The following is a 15,980-nucleotide window of genomic DNA, read 5'->3' as shown; positions in this document are numbered from 1 at the left end:
GAAAGTTAGCTGCGTGGCGGTGCCGTGCTCTGGCGTATGATAAATTCTACCGGCAGCACATATTCATTTTGCGAACTGGTTTCGCCATCGATCAGCTGGAACAGCAATTCCGCTGATTTTTCGCCGAGCTTCTCGGCGGGCTGGGCAACCGTGGTCAGCGGTGGATCACTGTATTTGGAAAACTCCAGATCATCGAAACCGGCAATGGAAATATCTTCCGGTATCTTCAAGCCCTTTGCTTTGAGGCCTTTCATCGCCCCTATCGCCATTTCGTCATTCATGCTGAAAATGGCGGTAGGCCTGTCGGTCATACGGATAAAATGCTCGCTGGCATTAAGCCCGGACCATAAGGTGAAATCCCCCTCCGCCACTAAGGCTGGGTCAAATTCGATCCCCGCCTGCGCCAGTGCCTGTTTATAACCTTTCAACCTGTCTATCGTATGGGGGTTGTCGGTCAGGCCGGAAATCAGGCCGATTTTTTTATGTCCCAGGGAAATCAGGTGCTCGGTCACCTGGCGGGCGGCATCGGCATTGTCAATGCGCACCGCCGGGTAGGGGGTGTCTTCACAACCACAGGCATTTACCGCGGTGACAAATTTTTTCGGCAACATGCTGTTTTTGCTGTAGGGCCGCAGCTGGATAACACCGTCTGCCTGTTTGGTTTCTACCAGGTTAATGAAGCTTTTTTCCCGCTCGGAAGAATCCCGGGTATCCCCCAGTAATACGTTGAACCCTTTGCTTTGGGCGACATTTTCGATGCCGCTGATCACGGTGGAAAAAAACAGGTTAGCGATATCCGGTACCAGGATCACTATGGTATTGGCCTGCTTGTTGCGAAACTGCTGCGACAGCATATTGGGCCGGTATTGTAATTTCTCTATCGCGGCATGAATGCGTTTCAGGCTGGCTTTGGATACTTTTTCAGGGTTGCTAAGCGCCCTGGAAACAGTTGCAGTAGAGCATCCTACTTCTTTTGCAACATCTCTTATTGTTGACATGGGGAGTCCGGTCTTATGCTAGGTGATGATAGATAAAGGGTTACCGGTTACAGATGTACCATAGATGCGCGAATTCTTTCAAGTACTTAGTGCTGTTTTTCGCTATTTTGACCGCTTATTTTACTTAGCCTTGGTAATTATTCTTAAGTTCAATCACTTGGCAAAAGCTAAAACAACAATTGTAACCGGTTACAAAAAGTGCTTGTTTGCAGTGCCTGAACGGGTTAAGGTGATTGTATGTTAAATATGCCCGGTGCAGTTTTGCAGCAGCATAAAGCCCGGTTAACAATTATAAAAAGTGAAAAATATGAATTTGTCACCCATAGATATAGGCATCATCGCCTTATACATATTAGTTTCTCTTGGCATAGGTTTTTGGATTTCCAACCGGGCGTCTAAAAATATCAAAGGCTACTTCCTCGGCGGCAATGAGCTCCCCTGGTATTACCTGGGATTATCGAATGCTTCAGGCATGTTTGATATCAGCGGCACCATGTGGATGGTATACCTGCTCTTTATCTACGGTTTAAAAAGTATTTTCATCCCCTGGTTATGGCCAGCCTTTAACCAGATTTTCCTGATGGTGTTTTTATCTATCTGGCTGCGCCGCTCCGGGGTGATGACGGGAGCAGAATGGATCACCTTCCGCTTTGGTGAAAACCTGGGGGCCAGGCTCAGCCATATTATCGTCGTGGTCTTTGCCCTGTTGGGGGTGTTGGGATTCCTGGCTTATGGCTTTGTCGGCGCCGGTAAATTTGCGGTGGCCTTTTTGCCCTGGCAATTATCGGCGGATCCCCATACTAATGAAATTTTCTATGGCCTGATCATTACCTTTATTACCACGCTTTATGTGGTCAAGGGGGGCATGTTCAGTGTTGTCATTACCGAAGTGGTGCAGTTTGTGATCATGACCCTGGCCAGTATCGCCATAGGCGTGATTGCCATGATGCAGGTTTCTCCCGAAATGTTGGCTAAGGTGACGCCCGAAGGCTGGGACAGCATGTTATTCTCCTGGACCTTAGATCTCGACTGGTCCGGCATACTGGCGTCTGCCAATGATAAAATTATCGAAGACGGCTGGTCGCTTTTTTCGGTGTTTTTTATGCTGGTGCTGTTTAAAGGTTTCCTGCAAAGCCTGGCAGGGCCTGCGCCAAACTTTGATATGCAAAGGGTGCTGTCGGCGAAAAGCCCCACAGATGCAGCGAAAATGAGCTGGATAGTGAACCTGGTGCTGTTATTTCCCCGCTATATGATGATCACCGGCCTGGCCATACTTGCCCTGGTGTTTTTTATGGGGGATCTCAGGGCCATGGGCAGTGATGTCGACTTTGAACAAATTCTGCCGTTTGCCCTGATGAACTATGTGCCTTCCGGCTTGCTGGGATTAATGATCGCCGGCTTGCTGGCCACCTTTATGTCGACCTTCGCCGCCACCACCAATGCCGCCCCGGCCTATGTGGTAAATGATATCTACAAAAAATACATTAACCCCAATGCCGCGGACAAAACCTATGTTTACCTCAGTTATATCGTGTCTATCGTTTTTGTAGTGGCGGGTACCTGCATAGGTTTATTTGTACCGTCATTAAACGAGGCTATTTTATGGATAGTGTCGGCGCTTTACGGCGGCTATACCGCGGCAAATATGCTGAAATGGTACTGGTGGCGCTTTAATGGTTTCGGTTATTTCTACGGTATGTTAACCGGTATCGTCGGTGCATTTTTGATGATGTTTACCACGCTGTCGCCTTTATACGGCTTCCCTATTTTGTTTGCCATGTGCCTGGTGGGCAGCATAGCCGGTACCTTGCTTACTAAACCGGATGATATGGCAGTGCTGAAACGTTTTTACCTGAAAACCCGTCCCTGGGGTTTCTGGCAGCCGGTGCTGGATGAAATCCGCAAAACCCATCCGGCAGTACAGCCGAACCGGGAGTTTAAGCGGGATATGTCAAATGTGATCATAGGCATTGTTTGGCATTCGGCCCTGACGGCAGCACCAATATTTATGGTGATCCAGCAATGGCAATATTTCGGTTATGCCCTGATAACTATTGCCGTGACCTCCTGGTATTTAAAAATAAACTGGTGGGACAAGATGCAGGATTATCCTGATGAGATGGCACAAGAAGAAAGCCAGCAGTTAACACCGGGCTCGATACCGGACATTAAGCAGGCTAAGGCCACTAGCTGAATACCGAGTAACAATAAGGTTAATGATGAAGGAAAAAGTGATGGATAATTTTTCGGATCAGGTAACAGATAAATTAACAGCAAGCGAAACACTTAGTCAGGTGGATACTTCCCGCCGCCGGGCCATGAAACAATTGACGGCTCTGTTTGGCGGTGCGCTTTCCATGAGTTCTATTTCACTGGCGGTACAAGGGTATCAAGCGCAAAAAGATATCCCTGGCCGGGCCGGGAAAATACTTAACCCACAGCAGTTAAACTTGCTGCGTATTTTAGTGGGGCTGATTATTCCGGCGACAGAGACACCCTCGGCATCTGATGTCGATGTCCATGGTTTTATCGATAACCAGCTGGCCTTTTGCTTTAACAAAGAAGAGCAGCAGGCCTTTATCCGCGGACTGGAAAAACTGGAAGGTACTGCCGTTAAACAACTGGGACAAGCTTTTGCCAAGTGCCATCAGGCGCAGCAAGTTGATTTGCTCAATAACCTGGAAGATGCCGCTGGCGGTTTTGAATCCCAGGATAAAGATTTCTTTTATCGCACTAAATCGCTGACCTTACTGGGGTATTACACCTCAGAAATAGGGGCTACCCGGGAATTGGCTTATCTGCCTATTCCAGGCGGTTACCGGGGCAATGTGCCCTTTGACGAAGTAGGCAAGGCCTGGGCGCTTAACTAATAGAGAGTTAGTAGAGAGCTAATAGAGAGCTGATCAAAAGCCAGGCAAAAACCATCAAAACCGCACATTAAGCAGAATGACGATATGATTAAAACGACAAACAAAAGCATACACATTAAAACTCGGCCCCAAGAGTATGACGCCATAGTAGTGGGCTCGGGCATTACCGGCGGTTGGGCGGCAAAAGAGTTTTGCGAAAAAGGCCTGAAAACCCTGTTGGTGGAGCGGGGCCGGCCGGTAGAGCATAAAAAAGATTATATCGGCGAAGGGGTGAAAACCTGGGAAATGCCGTTTCGCGGCCAGGTAGAGAAAGCACTGGTGGAAAAACAGTATCCAGTCCAGGCGCAATGTTATGCCTTTAATGATGCCACCAAGCATTTCTTCGGCAATGATCACGACTATCCCTACAGCACGGAAAAAGACAAGGCTTTTAGCTGGATCCGCGGCAACCAGTTGGGGGGCAAGTCTCTGCTCTGGCATCGGCAGTCTTACCGCTGGAGCGATTTTGACTTTAGCGCCAATGCTAAAGACGGCTACGGCACCGACTGGCCGATCCGCTATAAAGATATCCAGGATTGGTATGATTATGTCGAGCACCATGTCGGCATCAGCGGCAGTGTCGAAAACATTCCCCAGCTGCCGGACAGCAAGTTTTTACCACCGTTTGAATTTAATACCGTAGAAAAGCGCCTGAAAGCGAAAATTGAGCAGCATTACAGTGATCGTAAACTCATTATGGGGCGTTGTGCCCACCTGAGTAAACCGGCGCAGCATCACCTGGAACAGGGACGCGGTCCCTGCATGGCCAGGAATGAATGTCAGAAAGGCTGTTCATTCGGCGCTTATTTTTCCACGCAAAGCTCTACCTTACCGGCGGCGCAAAAAACCGGCAACCTAAGCGTAGCAACCAACTCGATAGTACACAGCGTGATTTATGATGCCAAAAGCAACCGGGCAACCGGTGTACGCATTATCGACAGTGAAACCATGGAAACCCGGGAATACCACGGCAAAGTCGTGTTCCTGTGCGCCTCAACCCTGGGTACCACCCAGATCATGTTAAATTCCGTCAGTGAAACTTTCCCTAATGGTATCGCCAATAGCTCAGGGGTATTGGGACATTATCTGATGGATCACTGCTATAACGCCGGGGCCTATGCTGATATTCCCGGTTTTGAAGACGAGTTTTATTCCGGTCGCCGTCCCACAGGCGTCTATATGCCAAGGTTCCAGAATCTGGTGGATAAAAATCCAGACTTCCTGCGCGGATACGCTTTTTCCGGCCAGGCTTACCGTGAAGCCTGGTGGGAATTTGGCGGCAAAAAAGGCTTTGGTGTTGATTATAAAAAAGCGATCCAGCAAGCCGGCGGTTGGAAATTTGGCTTACATGCCTCGGGAGAAATGCTGCCCAGATATGAAAACCAGGTATCGCTGCACGCCACTAAAAAAGATAAATGGGGTATACCTCAGCTGCATTTTGATTGCAGCTATAGCGACAATGAAAAGAAAATGATGCAAAGCGCCGCCGATACCGCCGCAGAAATGTTTGAGGCCATAGGGCTGAAAAACGTTCACAAATATACCAACGACAGACCTATGGGCATCGCCATCCACGAAATGGGCACGGCGCGTATGGGTAAAGACCCGAAAACCTCTATTTTAAATGGCTTTAACCAGGCCCATGATATCCCCAATTTGTTTGTCACCGACGGCGCCTGTATGGCCTCTTCTGCCTGGCAAAATCCGTCACTGACCTATATGGCGTTGACGGTCAGGGCTTGCGACTTTGCGGTAAAAGAAATGCAGGCGGGCAGGATTTAATCATGAGCTTAACAAGAAGTGAAAATAAGATGAACTTAAACAAAGTGATCGGCGGCTTTATCGCGCTGATGTTGGCTGGCTTGCTGGCAACACAAGCGGCTAATGCTGAAAGTAAAGCTGAAAGTAAAGCTGAAAGTAAAGCTGAAAGTAAAGTAGATAACCAAGTCAATGTTGGCATCCAGTTATGGTCGGTGAAAGACGAACTTAAAAATGACTTTGTCGGTACGCTGACCCGGTTGGCGAAAATGGGCTTTAACGGTGTTGAATTTGCCGGAGATTTTGGCCCTTATGGCGATAATCCCCAAGGGTTGAAAAAATTGCTGGACAAGTTAGGCTTAAAAGCTGCCGGTGCCCATTTAGGTTTTGACCAGCTAAGTGACGATAAAATTGACCAGACCATGGCTTTTTACAAGGCCCTGGACTGCCGCTTCCTGATTGTGCCCTGGGATGAAAGAGCTTTTGACCCACAAGGGGTTTATCAGGTAGCCAAGGAGTTATCTTATGTTGCTGGACGTCTTAAAAGTGCCGGTTTAAAAGTAGGTTATCATAACCATGCCGAAGAATTGCAGGACTTTGATAACACCACTTACTGGGATATCTTAGCCAAAACCACGCATCCTGAAGTGATCCTGCAACAGGATGTCGGCTGGACCACTTATGCCGGTAAAGATCCTGTGGCTTATGTGCATAAATATCCGGGGCGTACTTTAACCACACATTACAAGGCGAAACTGCCAAAAGGCACCCAAGGCAAGCTGCCGTTAATCGGCCAGGATGTAATAGCCTGGGACAAGTTATTAAAAGCCAACCTGGCGGTGGGTGGCACCTTATGGTTTATCGTCGAGCAGGAAGAATACCCGCAAGGGCTTTCCGTAATGCAGAGTGTGGCTGCTTCATTAAAAGGTTTTGAAAAGGTGATTGCAAAAGTGGACGAAAAAGCTAACTAATTATTTTGCTAGCAGATTAAATCAGCACGGCCCGGATAAAAATTATCCGGGCCGTTTGTTTTGGCTTCTGTTGCCTGTTTTTAAGGATTCCCGTTTTATTTCCTCTATTTTCATATGGCTGAACTTATAGCTATCAAACATAGAGGCAATAAATTTTCAATCCAGTAAACGGTATATTTTAATTAGCCAGTGGCCACCATAGGCAAAGGTTCGGCCTCAATTTCTAAGTCTCGATTTATATACAAATCATAGGATTTCTGAATATTCATCCAGAAGCCGGCAGAGATCCCCGTGCTTTTTTCAAGCTTCATTGCCAAAGGAGCCGTTACTGCAACCTTACCGCTCGCGAATTTAGATAAATGAGGTCTGCCAATATGCATTAGTTTTGCCGCATCTGAGACGGTTATGTTGTGGCGTTCCAGAATACGTTTTTTAAAGATAATTCCAGCATGGGTCACTGGTAGCTGATTACTTCTGACTAAAGCCATAATCTTAACTCCTAATCATATTCATTTAAGTCTACATCGTGAGCATTGCCACGGGTAAAATAACAAGTAATGCTGCCTACGGGTTCAACGCTGTTAACTGTGATAGTGACAGCCCAATTGTCAGGGGCATATTCGTCTATCTTGAACCCTCCGAGCAGTGCTAAATCAGTGGCTTTTTCTGCTGCATCCATAATGGTTAGTATCTCTACTACTTCATGCACATAGGCATTAGGTAATAGGCTAATGTCACCCGTAGTCCACAACTTTTCTAATACACTGGAGTTAAAATTTATTATCAAGCCAGCTATTCCTTCGTTGTTATGCTGTTAATATTAGCATAGGGGTGTAGTCTGTCAAGCGACAGGGAACAGGGGGGAGCATGAGACACACTATCCTTCAGATTGCTCATTTTTAGGGGACGTAGCATTGAAGCTTTATAAGTTTTAACAAGTGAAAATTTATAGTGAGTCTCTAATTTTCGAGGCTGTAAAAGTAATTGTGCAAGTTATATTGATGAAACTGCTGCGCCCATTCCCCGACGTAGCAGTTTAGGACGCAGTAGCCTGATTTCCCTGTTATTGCCTATCAGTCAAGCCGGACTATGTCTGGCTTGGTTTTATCACTAACTCTCCCTGGTTAACCGTTACCGTGACCTTTTCCCCAATAATAAACCCGGCTTGCTTAAACCATTTGCCCCTAAGGACAAGACAAGGTTCAAGGTTTACCGGCACATAGTTAATCCCTGGGCTCCTGGTTTTTAGCGCTGAATTGCTGGCGGTTTCCAGTATGGTGAGCTGGCGGGTGGTGGGATATTTTACTTTTGCCGAGCGAGGCTCTGGCGTATGATGATATTCAGCCATGACGGACTCCTAGTTCAGTTCGTTTTGGTTAGCGACCTCTGAGTGTGTCACCACTCAGGGGTTGCGATTTGTGTTACAACTTAGGCTCAAGCTTTGCTGTAAGCATTATTAAGAAAAGACCAAGTCACTGGTTAAAGCAACAGTGGCTTGGTCTTTTTTTGTGGAGGTTTTTGAGGATATGGACTACACCCTTTACAGTTAGGGGATTGTTTTGTAATGGGTTGATAATATTGAAGATAAGTTAGTAAAACTTACCAGCCCATTTGTTGCCTGATAAACTTTGTCAGCAGCGCGGCATTTTCTCTGTGATGTTTTACCCTGGGATGTTTGTCATAACCCGTATAGGGAAACATCATCGCCATTAGCCGTTTATCGCCGGTTTCTGCTTTTATCCGGGCGATTGCCTGCTCAATATAACCCGGCCATTTCGATCCCGGTTTTACCGCAGTCATACTGCCAAGGGTGGCGATAATCAAGGTCTCGGGATATTTACCCCGAACAGTTTTAAGGAACTGGTAATAGGCTTGTATGCGTGCTTCATCATCGGGAACCGGGGTTAACCGGATGTCGGCCAGTGCGAGGTCATTTTGAAACAGGTTTATAACGGCCACATCCGGGGTCCATTGATTAAAGTCCCAGCGAGAGTTATTTAAACCTGTGGCGTTTAACTGCAGGAAAAATTTTGGCATGGTAAAGTCAAACCAGCTCACCATGATGCCGATACCGCTCTGGGAGGTGCTGACATATTCGGCATCCAGGTTGCGTGCGGTAATGGCGCCATAAGCCTGGAAGTTATTTTTCTCTGCCAGGTTACTGTCGCTCTGATCCAGGGGGGCCTCATTGCCCATGCCGCTGGTAATCGAATCGCCGATAAATTCAATGCGCCGCGAAGGGCGCGGGGCAGGGGGCAAGAGTTTACCGTTCCCGGCCAAGACTAATCCTTTAAATACGGTGTTGCCTTCTTCTCCTTCGGTGCGTTTGCTGATCATAAGAGAATGGGAACCTTGGGTAAGCCTTTTCTGCAATTTAAGGGAGATAACATAAGTATTAAGGCCTTTGCGGCACCGGATCACCACAGGGTTATGCCAGTCTTCGTCGATAAAGACATTGAAATAATTATGGCCAAATTCATCATCGAGCAATATCGACAGTTTATCGCCGGTGAACCTGGCCTTGATATAAGTGCCGGGCCAGGACATTTTTGGCGCTTTCGGGTCGCTGAAATCTATGCGGCCGGTATATTGCAGTAATTCGCTATCGGCGAATATCGTTTGGGGTTTTGCTGTAACCTGGATGCTAATCACTGTTATTGCCAGCAGAAATAAAGTCGCTAGTTGTTTTAATTTGTTCATGGCTGGTTCCCTGCGCTAAATGCTCTTGATAAGCATAAGTAATTCTTTGGTTTTTTCCTGCATTAACCGCTGATCGTTTTTGGCTTCGACATTTAGTCTTAACACCGGTTCGGTATTTGACATTCGCAGGTTAAAACGCCAGTTCTGAAAACTCATGCTCAGGCCGTCGGTAATATCGCTGTCTTTTGCCTGTGCCTGATATTTTCCAGCTATGGCCCGGATCACTTGCTGAGGATCTTTCACCTGGCTGTTGATTTCCCCGCTACAGGGATAAAGGGCTTTACGCTCGTTGATCAGTGACGACAGCGATTGGCCGGTGCGGGACATTAAGGCGGTGATCAGCAGCCAGGGAATATTGCCGTTATCACAGTAGGCGAAATCACGGAAATAATGATGGGCGCTCATTTCGCCGCCGTAAATGGCATTTTGCTCGCGCATGGCTTCTTTAATAAAGGCGTGGCCGGTTTTACTGACCAGTGCTTTGCCACCCTGCTGGCGGACGATATCCAGGGTATTCCAGTACAGGCGGGGGTCATGGATAACGGTTTCATCCTGTTTGCCATCAAGTAGCATGGCCGCCAGTAAACCCACGATATAATAACCTTCAATAAATTCACCTTGTTCATCAAAGAAGAAGCAGCGGTCAAAATCCCCGTCCCAGGCAATACCTAAATCGGCATTATGCAGCTTAATGGCAGCCACGGTTTCCGTGCGGTTTTCAGGTAATAACGGGTTAGGGACACCATTGGGGAAGTTGCCGTCAGGCTCATGATTTAAGGGGATAAACTCAAAGGGCAGGTGGGGAGCCAGGCGGTCGATGATGGCCCCGGCGCCACCATTGCCGGCATTAACCACTATTTTTAGTTTTTTCAGTTTGGCGATATCTATATAACCGAGTAAATGCCGGGTATAGTCCACACTGATATCCAGCGGCATCACTTGCCCTTTCCCCTGCTCTTTCCCTTTTGGGGCCGGGGGAGAAAATGACTCAGCCTGTACCAGTTCTTTGATGGCATTTAAGCCGGTATCACCGCTGATGGGAGCTGCCCCTTCACGGACAAACTTCATACCGTTATATGCTTTAGGGTTATGGCTGGCGGTAACACAGATACCGCCGCAAAATTCCCGGGAGAAGGTGGCGAAGTAGACTTCTTCAGTGCCGCATTGGCCGATATTAAAGACATCGGCACCGCCATCGGTAAGGCCGTCTATCAGGGCCTCGGTGATCATCGGGCTGCTTAAGCGGATATCGTGACCCACCACTATTTTGCGGGCATTTAAAAATAAAGCCGTGGCCCGGCCTATTTTATAGGCCAGTTGCGGGTTGAGTTCATCGGGTACTTTTCCCCTGATGTCATAGGCTTTAAAGCAAGTTAGTGGCTGCATCTGCTGATCCTTATTTTGGGTTGAAAGAAAAATCCGGCACTGGCGGATGTCCGCTTAATGAACGGGTTGTTTCCGATATCAATTTATATCGCTTACATCACTTATATCAATTAATGGTAACCGGTTACATTTTGATTTGAAATAGCCGGAGATAAATTTTTAAGATTTAGTGACAGCTGCTGTTTGCTGGCACTTTGTTGCTTTGACATTTTTTTGAAAAATACTGGCACAAAATGAAGTAACCGGTTACATTGTGATCTATGGAAAGCTCTCTCACGACGGTTATGGAAGAGTTCTTTTCGAGTAAATAGGAAAAGTCAGTGCTAATCAATTGACTGGAATGTGATCCTAAATGTCAGTCATGGCAAGGTATATTCGCCATGGCAGTTATTAACTTAAAAATGTAACCGGTTGCTTATTGGGTGGTCTTTTCATTGACCTTAGGGACTGTTTTTCGCTTATCCCCTTAAGGCGTTACGACACTCGGGTTACAGAGATTTTTGGTAGAAAGATGATGAAGTTTCAAGAAAAAGTACAACAACTAATTACCCGGCAACAAGCATTTTTAGCAACTCCAAATGTTGCCGAACCAGACAACAATGGCATTTACCAGCGCTGGCAACATCCGGTGTTGACCCGGGATCATGCCCCGGTCAGCTGGCGTTATGACTTCAACGAACAAAGTAATCCTTTTCTGATGGAACGCCAGGGCATCAATGCCACCTTTAATGCCGGCGCCATGTTGTTTAACGGCAAATATGTTTTGGCAGTACGGGTTGAAGGTGATGACCGTAAGTCTTTCTTTGCCATTGCCGAAAGTCCCAATGGGGTCGATAACTTCGTCTTCCGTGATAAACCTATCACTATGCCGGAAACAGATGATCCGGATACCAATGTCTACGATATGCGTTTGGTGGCCCATGAAGACGGTTATATCTACGGCTTGTTCTGCACTGAGCGTAAAGATTTTTCCCAGCCGGATGACTTGTCTGCCGCCGTGGCCCAATGTGGTATCGCCCGTACCAAAGACTTGGATAACTGGGAGCGGTTACCTGATTTGATCACTTATTCCGGCCAGCAACGTAACGTGGTGCTACACCCGGAATTTGTCGATAGCAAATATGCGCTCTTTACCCGGCCTCAGGACGGTTTTATCAGTGTCGGCTCTGGCGGCGGTATCGGCTGGGGTTTAACCGAGTCGATGGAAAATGCCGAAATCAAAGAAGAAGTGATTGTTGATGCCAAGCAATACCACACCATCACGGAAATCAAAAATGGCCAGGGGCCTGCGCCGATCAAAACGGATCAGGGCTGGTTGCACCTGGCACACGGGGTACGCAATACCGCCGCTGGTTTGCGCTATGTGCTTTATATGTTCATGACCGAGCTGGAGCGCCCCTGGGTGGTAAGCCATAAACCGGCGGGACACCTGATCGCGCCTCAGGGAAGTGAACGTGTCGGTGATGTTTCCAATGTCGTGTTCAGCAACGGCTGGATAGTGAATGAAGATAACCAGGTGTTTATTTATTACGCTTCTTCCGATACCCGGATGCACGTGGCCACTTCCACGGTTGAGCAGTTGGTGGATTATGTTCTCAATACCCCGGAAGACGGTTTATTTTCTGCCTTGTCGGTACGAAAGCGCAATGAACTGATCGAGCGCAATGCACAAACCCTCAAAGGGTTCAGTTTATGACGGCATCTGCAGTAGCAATAACATCGGCTTCGGCGGGGGAGTTTTACCGGGAGCTGAAAAATATCAGCAGCTGGTGGCAGCAACATGCCGTAGATAAGAAATATGGCGGTTTTGTCGGTGAAATCGATCACTTGGCTAAAGTGGTTGATAATGCCGACAAGGGTATTATTCTCAATACCCGCTTATTATGGTTTTTCAGTGAAGCGGCGTTATTTTTCCGAGATGAACTTAAAGATGATGTGCAGCAGCAGAAGTGTGCCGCCCTGGCAGGCCGGGCGTTTTATTATCTGCTGGAATACTTTGACGATCCGCAGCATGGCGGGGTTTTTTGGGCGCTCGATTATAAAGGGCACCTCCTTGACGGTAAAAAACAGACCTATGCCCTGGCGTTTGCCATTTATGGCTTATGCGCCTATTACAAGTTGACCCGTGAGCCACAGGCGCTGGCCAAGGCCATGGAGTATTTTCAACTGCTGGAAAGCCGGGCGCTGGATACGGTTAACGGCGGTTATTGCGAAGCCTTCGCCGCCGACTGGTCGCCTTTGCAGGATATGCGTTTGAGCAATAAAGATGATAACTTGCCGAAAACCATGAACACCCATCTGCATGTGCTCGAAGCCTATACCGCGTTATACTCGGCTAATCCGACGCCGGCCACCCAAGAAGCGCTGGCACGCAATATCAGGTATTTTAGCGAGCACATTATCAACCCGGATAACGGGCATTTACGCCTGTTTATGGAAATGGACTGGCAGGATAAGTCTCGGCATTATTCCTTTGGCCATGATATCGAAGGCAGCTGGTTATTATATGAAGCCCTGCTGGTATTGGATGAGCCCAAATTATTGGCCGGTTTAACTCCGCTGGTGATTAAGCTGGCGCGCACTTGTTTAAGAGAAGGTTTAAGCCAAGGGTTAAGTGATAATGGCCGGGTATTGGAAGCTTATGATTTTATAGAGAAAGAAATAGATCCCTGTAGCGACTGGTGGGTACAGGCGGAAGCCATGGTGGGTTTCTTAAATGCCTATCAGCTGACGCAAGACCCGGAATATATTAAGGCTTTTGAGGGCATCTGGCACTTTACCCGGCAGCAGCACCTGGACCGGGAAAACGGCGAGTGGCACTGGCTGGCGCTTGAGGAGCAAGCCAGCAAACCGGCCCGTTATAAAGCCGGTTTCTGGAAGGCGCCTTATCATAACGGCCGTGCCATGATGGAAATTTGCCGTTTATTAGCCGCTATGCCGGCCAAAGAGCAAGCCGACGGTCGTGAGCAATTGGCCGGCGCCAGTATTTAACCAATATTTAGTAAAGGTTATAAGGTTATGAAAAGATTTTCTTTTACTGCAAAAAGTACCCTGTTTTTGTTGCTGTTATCAGGGCAAATGATGTCAGCCATGGCACTTGAGCATTTTATTACCCGTGACGGTCACAGGTTATTAGACGGGCAGCAGGAATTCCGTTTCGCCGGTATCCAGGCCCCCGAGCTGCATCGTATCGAAGACGATGCCAGGGGCAAGTGCGCCGCCGATCCCCGGGGCTGGGGGCAATACTTTAAATGGCCGACGGCGCTGGAGCAGGAAAACTGGATCAAGGCCCTGAGTTACGCCGGTTTTAAAGCCATGCGCACTTATGTGTTGTCGGTGGAGCAGGAGTTTGATGCTGCCTGCGGCCGGGAGACCCATATTCAGGCGCCGTTAACAAAAGGCGGTTTGCCCAGGTTAAATGAAACCGCCATGGTGCATTACGACCGTATGATCGCCCTGGCGGATAAATATAACTTACGCCTGATTTTGCCTTTTATCGACCACTGGGAATGGTGGGGGGGCCGCAAGCAACTGGCGGCTTTGTATGATGAAAAGGAGCAGGACTTTTACGATATCAACAGTAAAACCTATGCCGCCTATTTATCGATAATTGAGCAGGTGATCAACCGGAAAAATACCCTGACCGGCCGCTTGTATAAAGATGAAAAGGCCATTATGTCCTGGGAAACCGGCAATGAAATATTTGAAACCAATGAAAGCTTTTTAAACCGCACCTCAGCCTTTATCAAGCAGCAGGATAACAATCATTTAGTGATGGACGGCAGCTATATCGAACTCAAGGAATTTGCCCTGAGCGATCCTAATGTCGATATTATTTCCAACCATTATTATGCCAATGTCTGCACCGACTGTGCCGCTCGGGTACTGGAAGACCTCACCTTTATTAATGGCCGTAAGGCGTATTTTGTCGGTGAATTCGGCTTATTGCCGGGCAAAGATATTGCCGCGATAATGCAGTCGGTGGTGCACTCACAATATAAGGGCGCCAAGTCTGTGGGCGGCCTGTTATGGGGCTTTCGTGGACACAGGCAGGAGGGCGGTTTTTACTGGCACCAGGATTATGAATACTTCAGTTACCACCTGCCCGGCTTTCCCGAAGGCGAGTTTAATGAAGAACAGTATGTGATAGATGCTATCCGGCTGGGCCAGGCGCAAATGGACGGGCTAAAAGCGGCCCCGCCGCTGCCTGTTCCTGAGCCGCCGCTGTTATTGCCGATTAACTCGAAAGATTGGATTAACTGGATGGGCTCCCCGCTTGGCCGTTTTTACCGTATTGAGCGGGCAACATCATTGGACGGCTCCTGGTATATTGTCGGTAACCAGGTGTCCGACGGAGAAAATGGTTATGATCCTAAGGTAAAACCTTTATTTAGCGATAAAACCGGGGTTAAACCGGGAAAAAGCTACTTTTACCGTGTGGTTGCCAGCAATGAAAGTGGTGAATCGGCGCCGTCTAATGTGGTGCAAGTTATTCCCGTGAGTGGCTAGTTCTAGTTACTCGAATTTTTAACTGGCCAGTTGATTGGATATTAGTTAACTGGCTAGATGTTTCCCTGCCGTTATTATTTGGTTTTGACTTGCCAACCGGACTAGGCCTAGATGGCGGTGCATTACGGCATCTAGGCAGTAAGATTTATCTGGTGGATGCCTATATTCATTATCAGATCTCAACCGATAGCAACCCCCCTCAAACAGGCTGATTTGGCCGGGACTAACCTGGACACTGAAAAAGATAAGGATACCTTTTCGATTAACAATTATTTTTGCTGTATCTGTTCAGTCTTGGTAGGTTAGATAGCTTTCGCGATCAAGGAGTTATGTAGGTGCTGTTTAATGCTGAAAAATATGACCTGCTCTTGAATGTTCCGTTTTTTGCTACACTTTGCATGTCAATTTAAGAGCCACTCCTTCAACAATGATGATAAGGGGCAAGAAATGGAATTCGAATGGGACGAGGTTAAAAATCACACTAACAGGCTAAACCACAATATTGATTTTGCTGATGCTGTTCATATTTTTTTGGATAAAAGGCGAGTGTTTCGCAAGGATACTCGTAAAGATTATGGGGAAGAGCGATATCAAACTATAGGTATGACAGAATTTGGTATCCTTATGGTTGTCTATACCATAAGAGATAATGCCGGTGTCGTACGCTTGATTAGCGCCAGAAAAGCCAATAAACGCGAAAAGCGCGCTTACGATTTAGGTTTTTTAAAACCTTATAAGGAACCCTGATA

14 protein-coding genes are annotated in these 15,980 nt (G+C 47.5%); 8 read left to right on the top strand and 6 right to left on the bottom strand.

Translation table 11 applies throughout. The features are described 5' to 3' along the window. Positions 1 to 5 precede the first annotated feature (5 nt). Positions 6 to 998, bottom strand: a complete 993-nt coding sequence (locus SG35_RS24025; RefSeq protein ID WP_044831325.1) for a LacI family DNA-binding transcriptional regulator — start codon at positions 996 to 998, stop codon at positions 6 to 8. 307 nt (positions 999 to 1,305) lie between these two features. On the opposite strand from SG35_RS24025, the gene SG35_RS24020 reads away from it, so the two are divergent. From SG35_RS24020 to SG35_RS24005, 4 genes are all read left to right on the top strand, one after another. Then, complete coding sequence (locus SG35_RS24020) at positions 1,306 to 3,192, top strand: sodium:solute symporter family protein (protein WP_044831324.1); 1,887 nt, start codon at positions 1,306 to 1,308, stop codon at positions 3,190 to 3,192. A gap of 40 nt (positions 3,193 to 3,232) precedes the next feature. Beyond that, positions 3,233 to 3,868 (top strand): gluconate 2-dehydrogenase subunit 3 family protein, encoded by a 636-nt coding sequence (locus SG35_RS24015; protein ID WP_053042834.1) that lies wholly within the window; start codon positions 3,233 to 3,235, stop codon positions 3,866 to 3,868. An 84-nt stretch (positions 3,869 to 3,952) separates the two neighbouring features. Next, a complete protein-coding gene (locus SG35_RS24010) occupies positions 3,953 to 5,689 on the top strand; it encodes a GMC oxidoreductase (RefSeq protein ID WP_044831323.1) in 1,737 nt (578 codons plus the stop codon). A gap of 2 nt (positions 5,690 to 5,691) precedes the next feature. Then, a complete protein-coding gene (locus tag SG35_RS24005; protein ID WP_236702525.1) occupies positions 5,692 to 6,636 on the top strand; it encodes a sugar phosphate isomerase/epimerase family protein in 945 nt (314 codons plus the stop codon). Between the two features lie 182 nt (positions 6,637 to 6,818). Here the strand turns inward: SG35_RS24005 and SG35_RS24000 are convergent, their stop codons facing one another. The 5 genes from SG35_RS24000 to SG35_RS23980 form a co-directional block, all read right to left on the bottom strand. Continuing rightward, positions 6,819 to 7,124: a HigA family addiction module antitoxin gene (locus SG35_RS24000; RefSeq protein ID WP_044831322.1), complete on the bottom strand. Its 306-nt coding sequence runs from the start codon at positions 7,122 to 7,124 to the stop codon at positions 6,819 to 6,821. A gap of 11 nt (positions 7,125 to 7,135) precedes the next feature. Then, positions 7,136 to 7,423: a hypothetical protein gene (locus tag SG35_RS23995; protein ID WP_053042833.1), complete on the bottom strand. Its 288-nt coding sequence runs from the start codon at positions 7,421 to 7,423 to the stop codon at positions 7,136 to 7,138. Positions 7,424 to 7,723: 300 nt separating this feature from the next. Next, the gene (locus SG35_RS23990) at positions 7,724 to 7,984 is read right to left on the bottom strand and encodes a SymE family type I addiction module toxin (protein WP_044831321.1); all 261 of its coding nucleotides are present in this window, start codon (positions 7,982 to 7,984) and stop codon (positions 7,724 to 7,726) included. A gap of 251 nt (positions 7,985 to 8,235) precedes the next feature. Continuing rightward, the gene (locus tag SG35_RS23985) at positions 8,236 to 9,336 is read right to left on the bottom strand and encodes an SGNH/GDSL hydrolase family protein (protein WP_152646502.1); all 1,101 of its coding nucleotides are present in this window, start codon (positions 9,334 to 9,336) and stop codon (positions 8,236 to 8,238) included. Positions 9,337 to 9,351: 15 nt separating this feature from the next. Continuing rightward, the gene (locus SG35_RS23980; protein ID WP_044831320.1) at positions 9,352 to 10,722 is read right to left on the bottom strand and encodes a phosphohexomutase domain-containing protein; all 1,371 of its coding nucleotides are present in this window, start codon (positions 10,720 to 10,722) and stop codon (positions 9,352 to 9,354) included. 511 nt (positions 10,723 to 11,233) lie between these two features. On the opposite strand from SG35_RS23980, the gene SG35_RS23975 reads away from it, so the two are divergent. The 4 genes from SG35_RS23975 (at position 11,234) to SG35_RS23960 (ending at position 15,978) form a co-directional block, all read left to right on the top strand. After that, positions 11,234 to 12,418: a glycoside hydrolase family 130 protein gene (locus SG35_RS23975; protein ID WP_044831319.1), complete on the top strand. Its 1,185-nt coding sequence runs from the start codon at positions 11,234 to 11,236 to the stop codon at positions 12,416 to 12,418. Then, on the top strand, positions 12,415 to 13,713 hold the full coding sequence (locus SG35_RS23970; protein ID WP_044831318.1) for an AGE family epimerase/isomerase: 1,299 nt from the start codon (positions 12,415 to 12,417) through the stop codon (positions 13,711 to 13,713). Before SG35_RS23975 ends, SG35_RS23970 begins: the two co-directional genes overlap by 4 nt. A gap of 27 nt (positions 13,714 to 13,740) precedes the next feature. Next, positions 13,741 to 15,231, top strand: a complete 1,491-nt coding sequence (locus SG35_RS23965) for a glycoside hydrolase 5 family protein (protein WP_044831317.1) — start codon at positions 13,741 to 13,743, stop codon at positions 15,229 to 15,231. Positions 15,232 to 15,678: 447 nt separating this feature from the next. After that, positions 15,679 to 15,978 (top strand): BrnT family toxin, encoded by a 300-nt coding sequence (locus SG35_RS23960; RefSeq protein WP_044831316.1) that lies wholly within the window; start codon positions 15,679 to 15,681, stop codon positions 15,976 to 15,978. Positions 15,979 to 15,980 lie beyond the last annotated feature (2 nt).

The sequence above is a fragment of the Thalassomonas actiniarum genome (assembly GCF_000948975.2).
GTDB classification, from domain to species: Bacteria; Pseudomonadota; Gammaproteobacteria; order Enterobacterales; family Alteromonadaceae; genus Thalassomonas; species Thalassomonas actiniarum.
The sequence above is the reverse complement of the archived record's forward strand: the minus strand, read 5'-3'. Positions and strand labels throughout refer to the sequence as shown.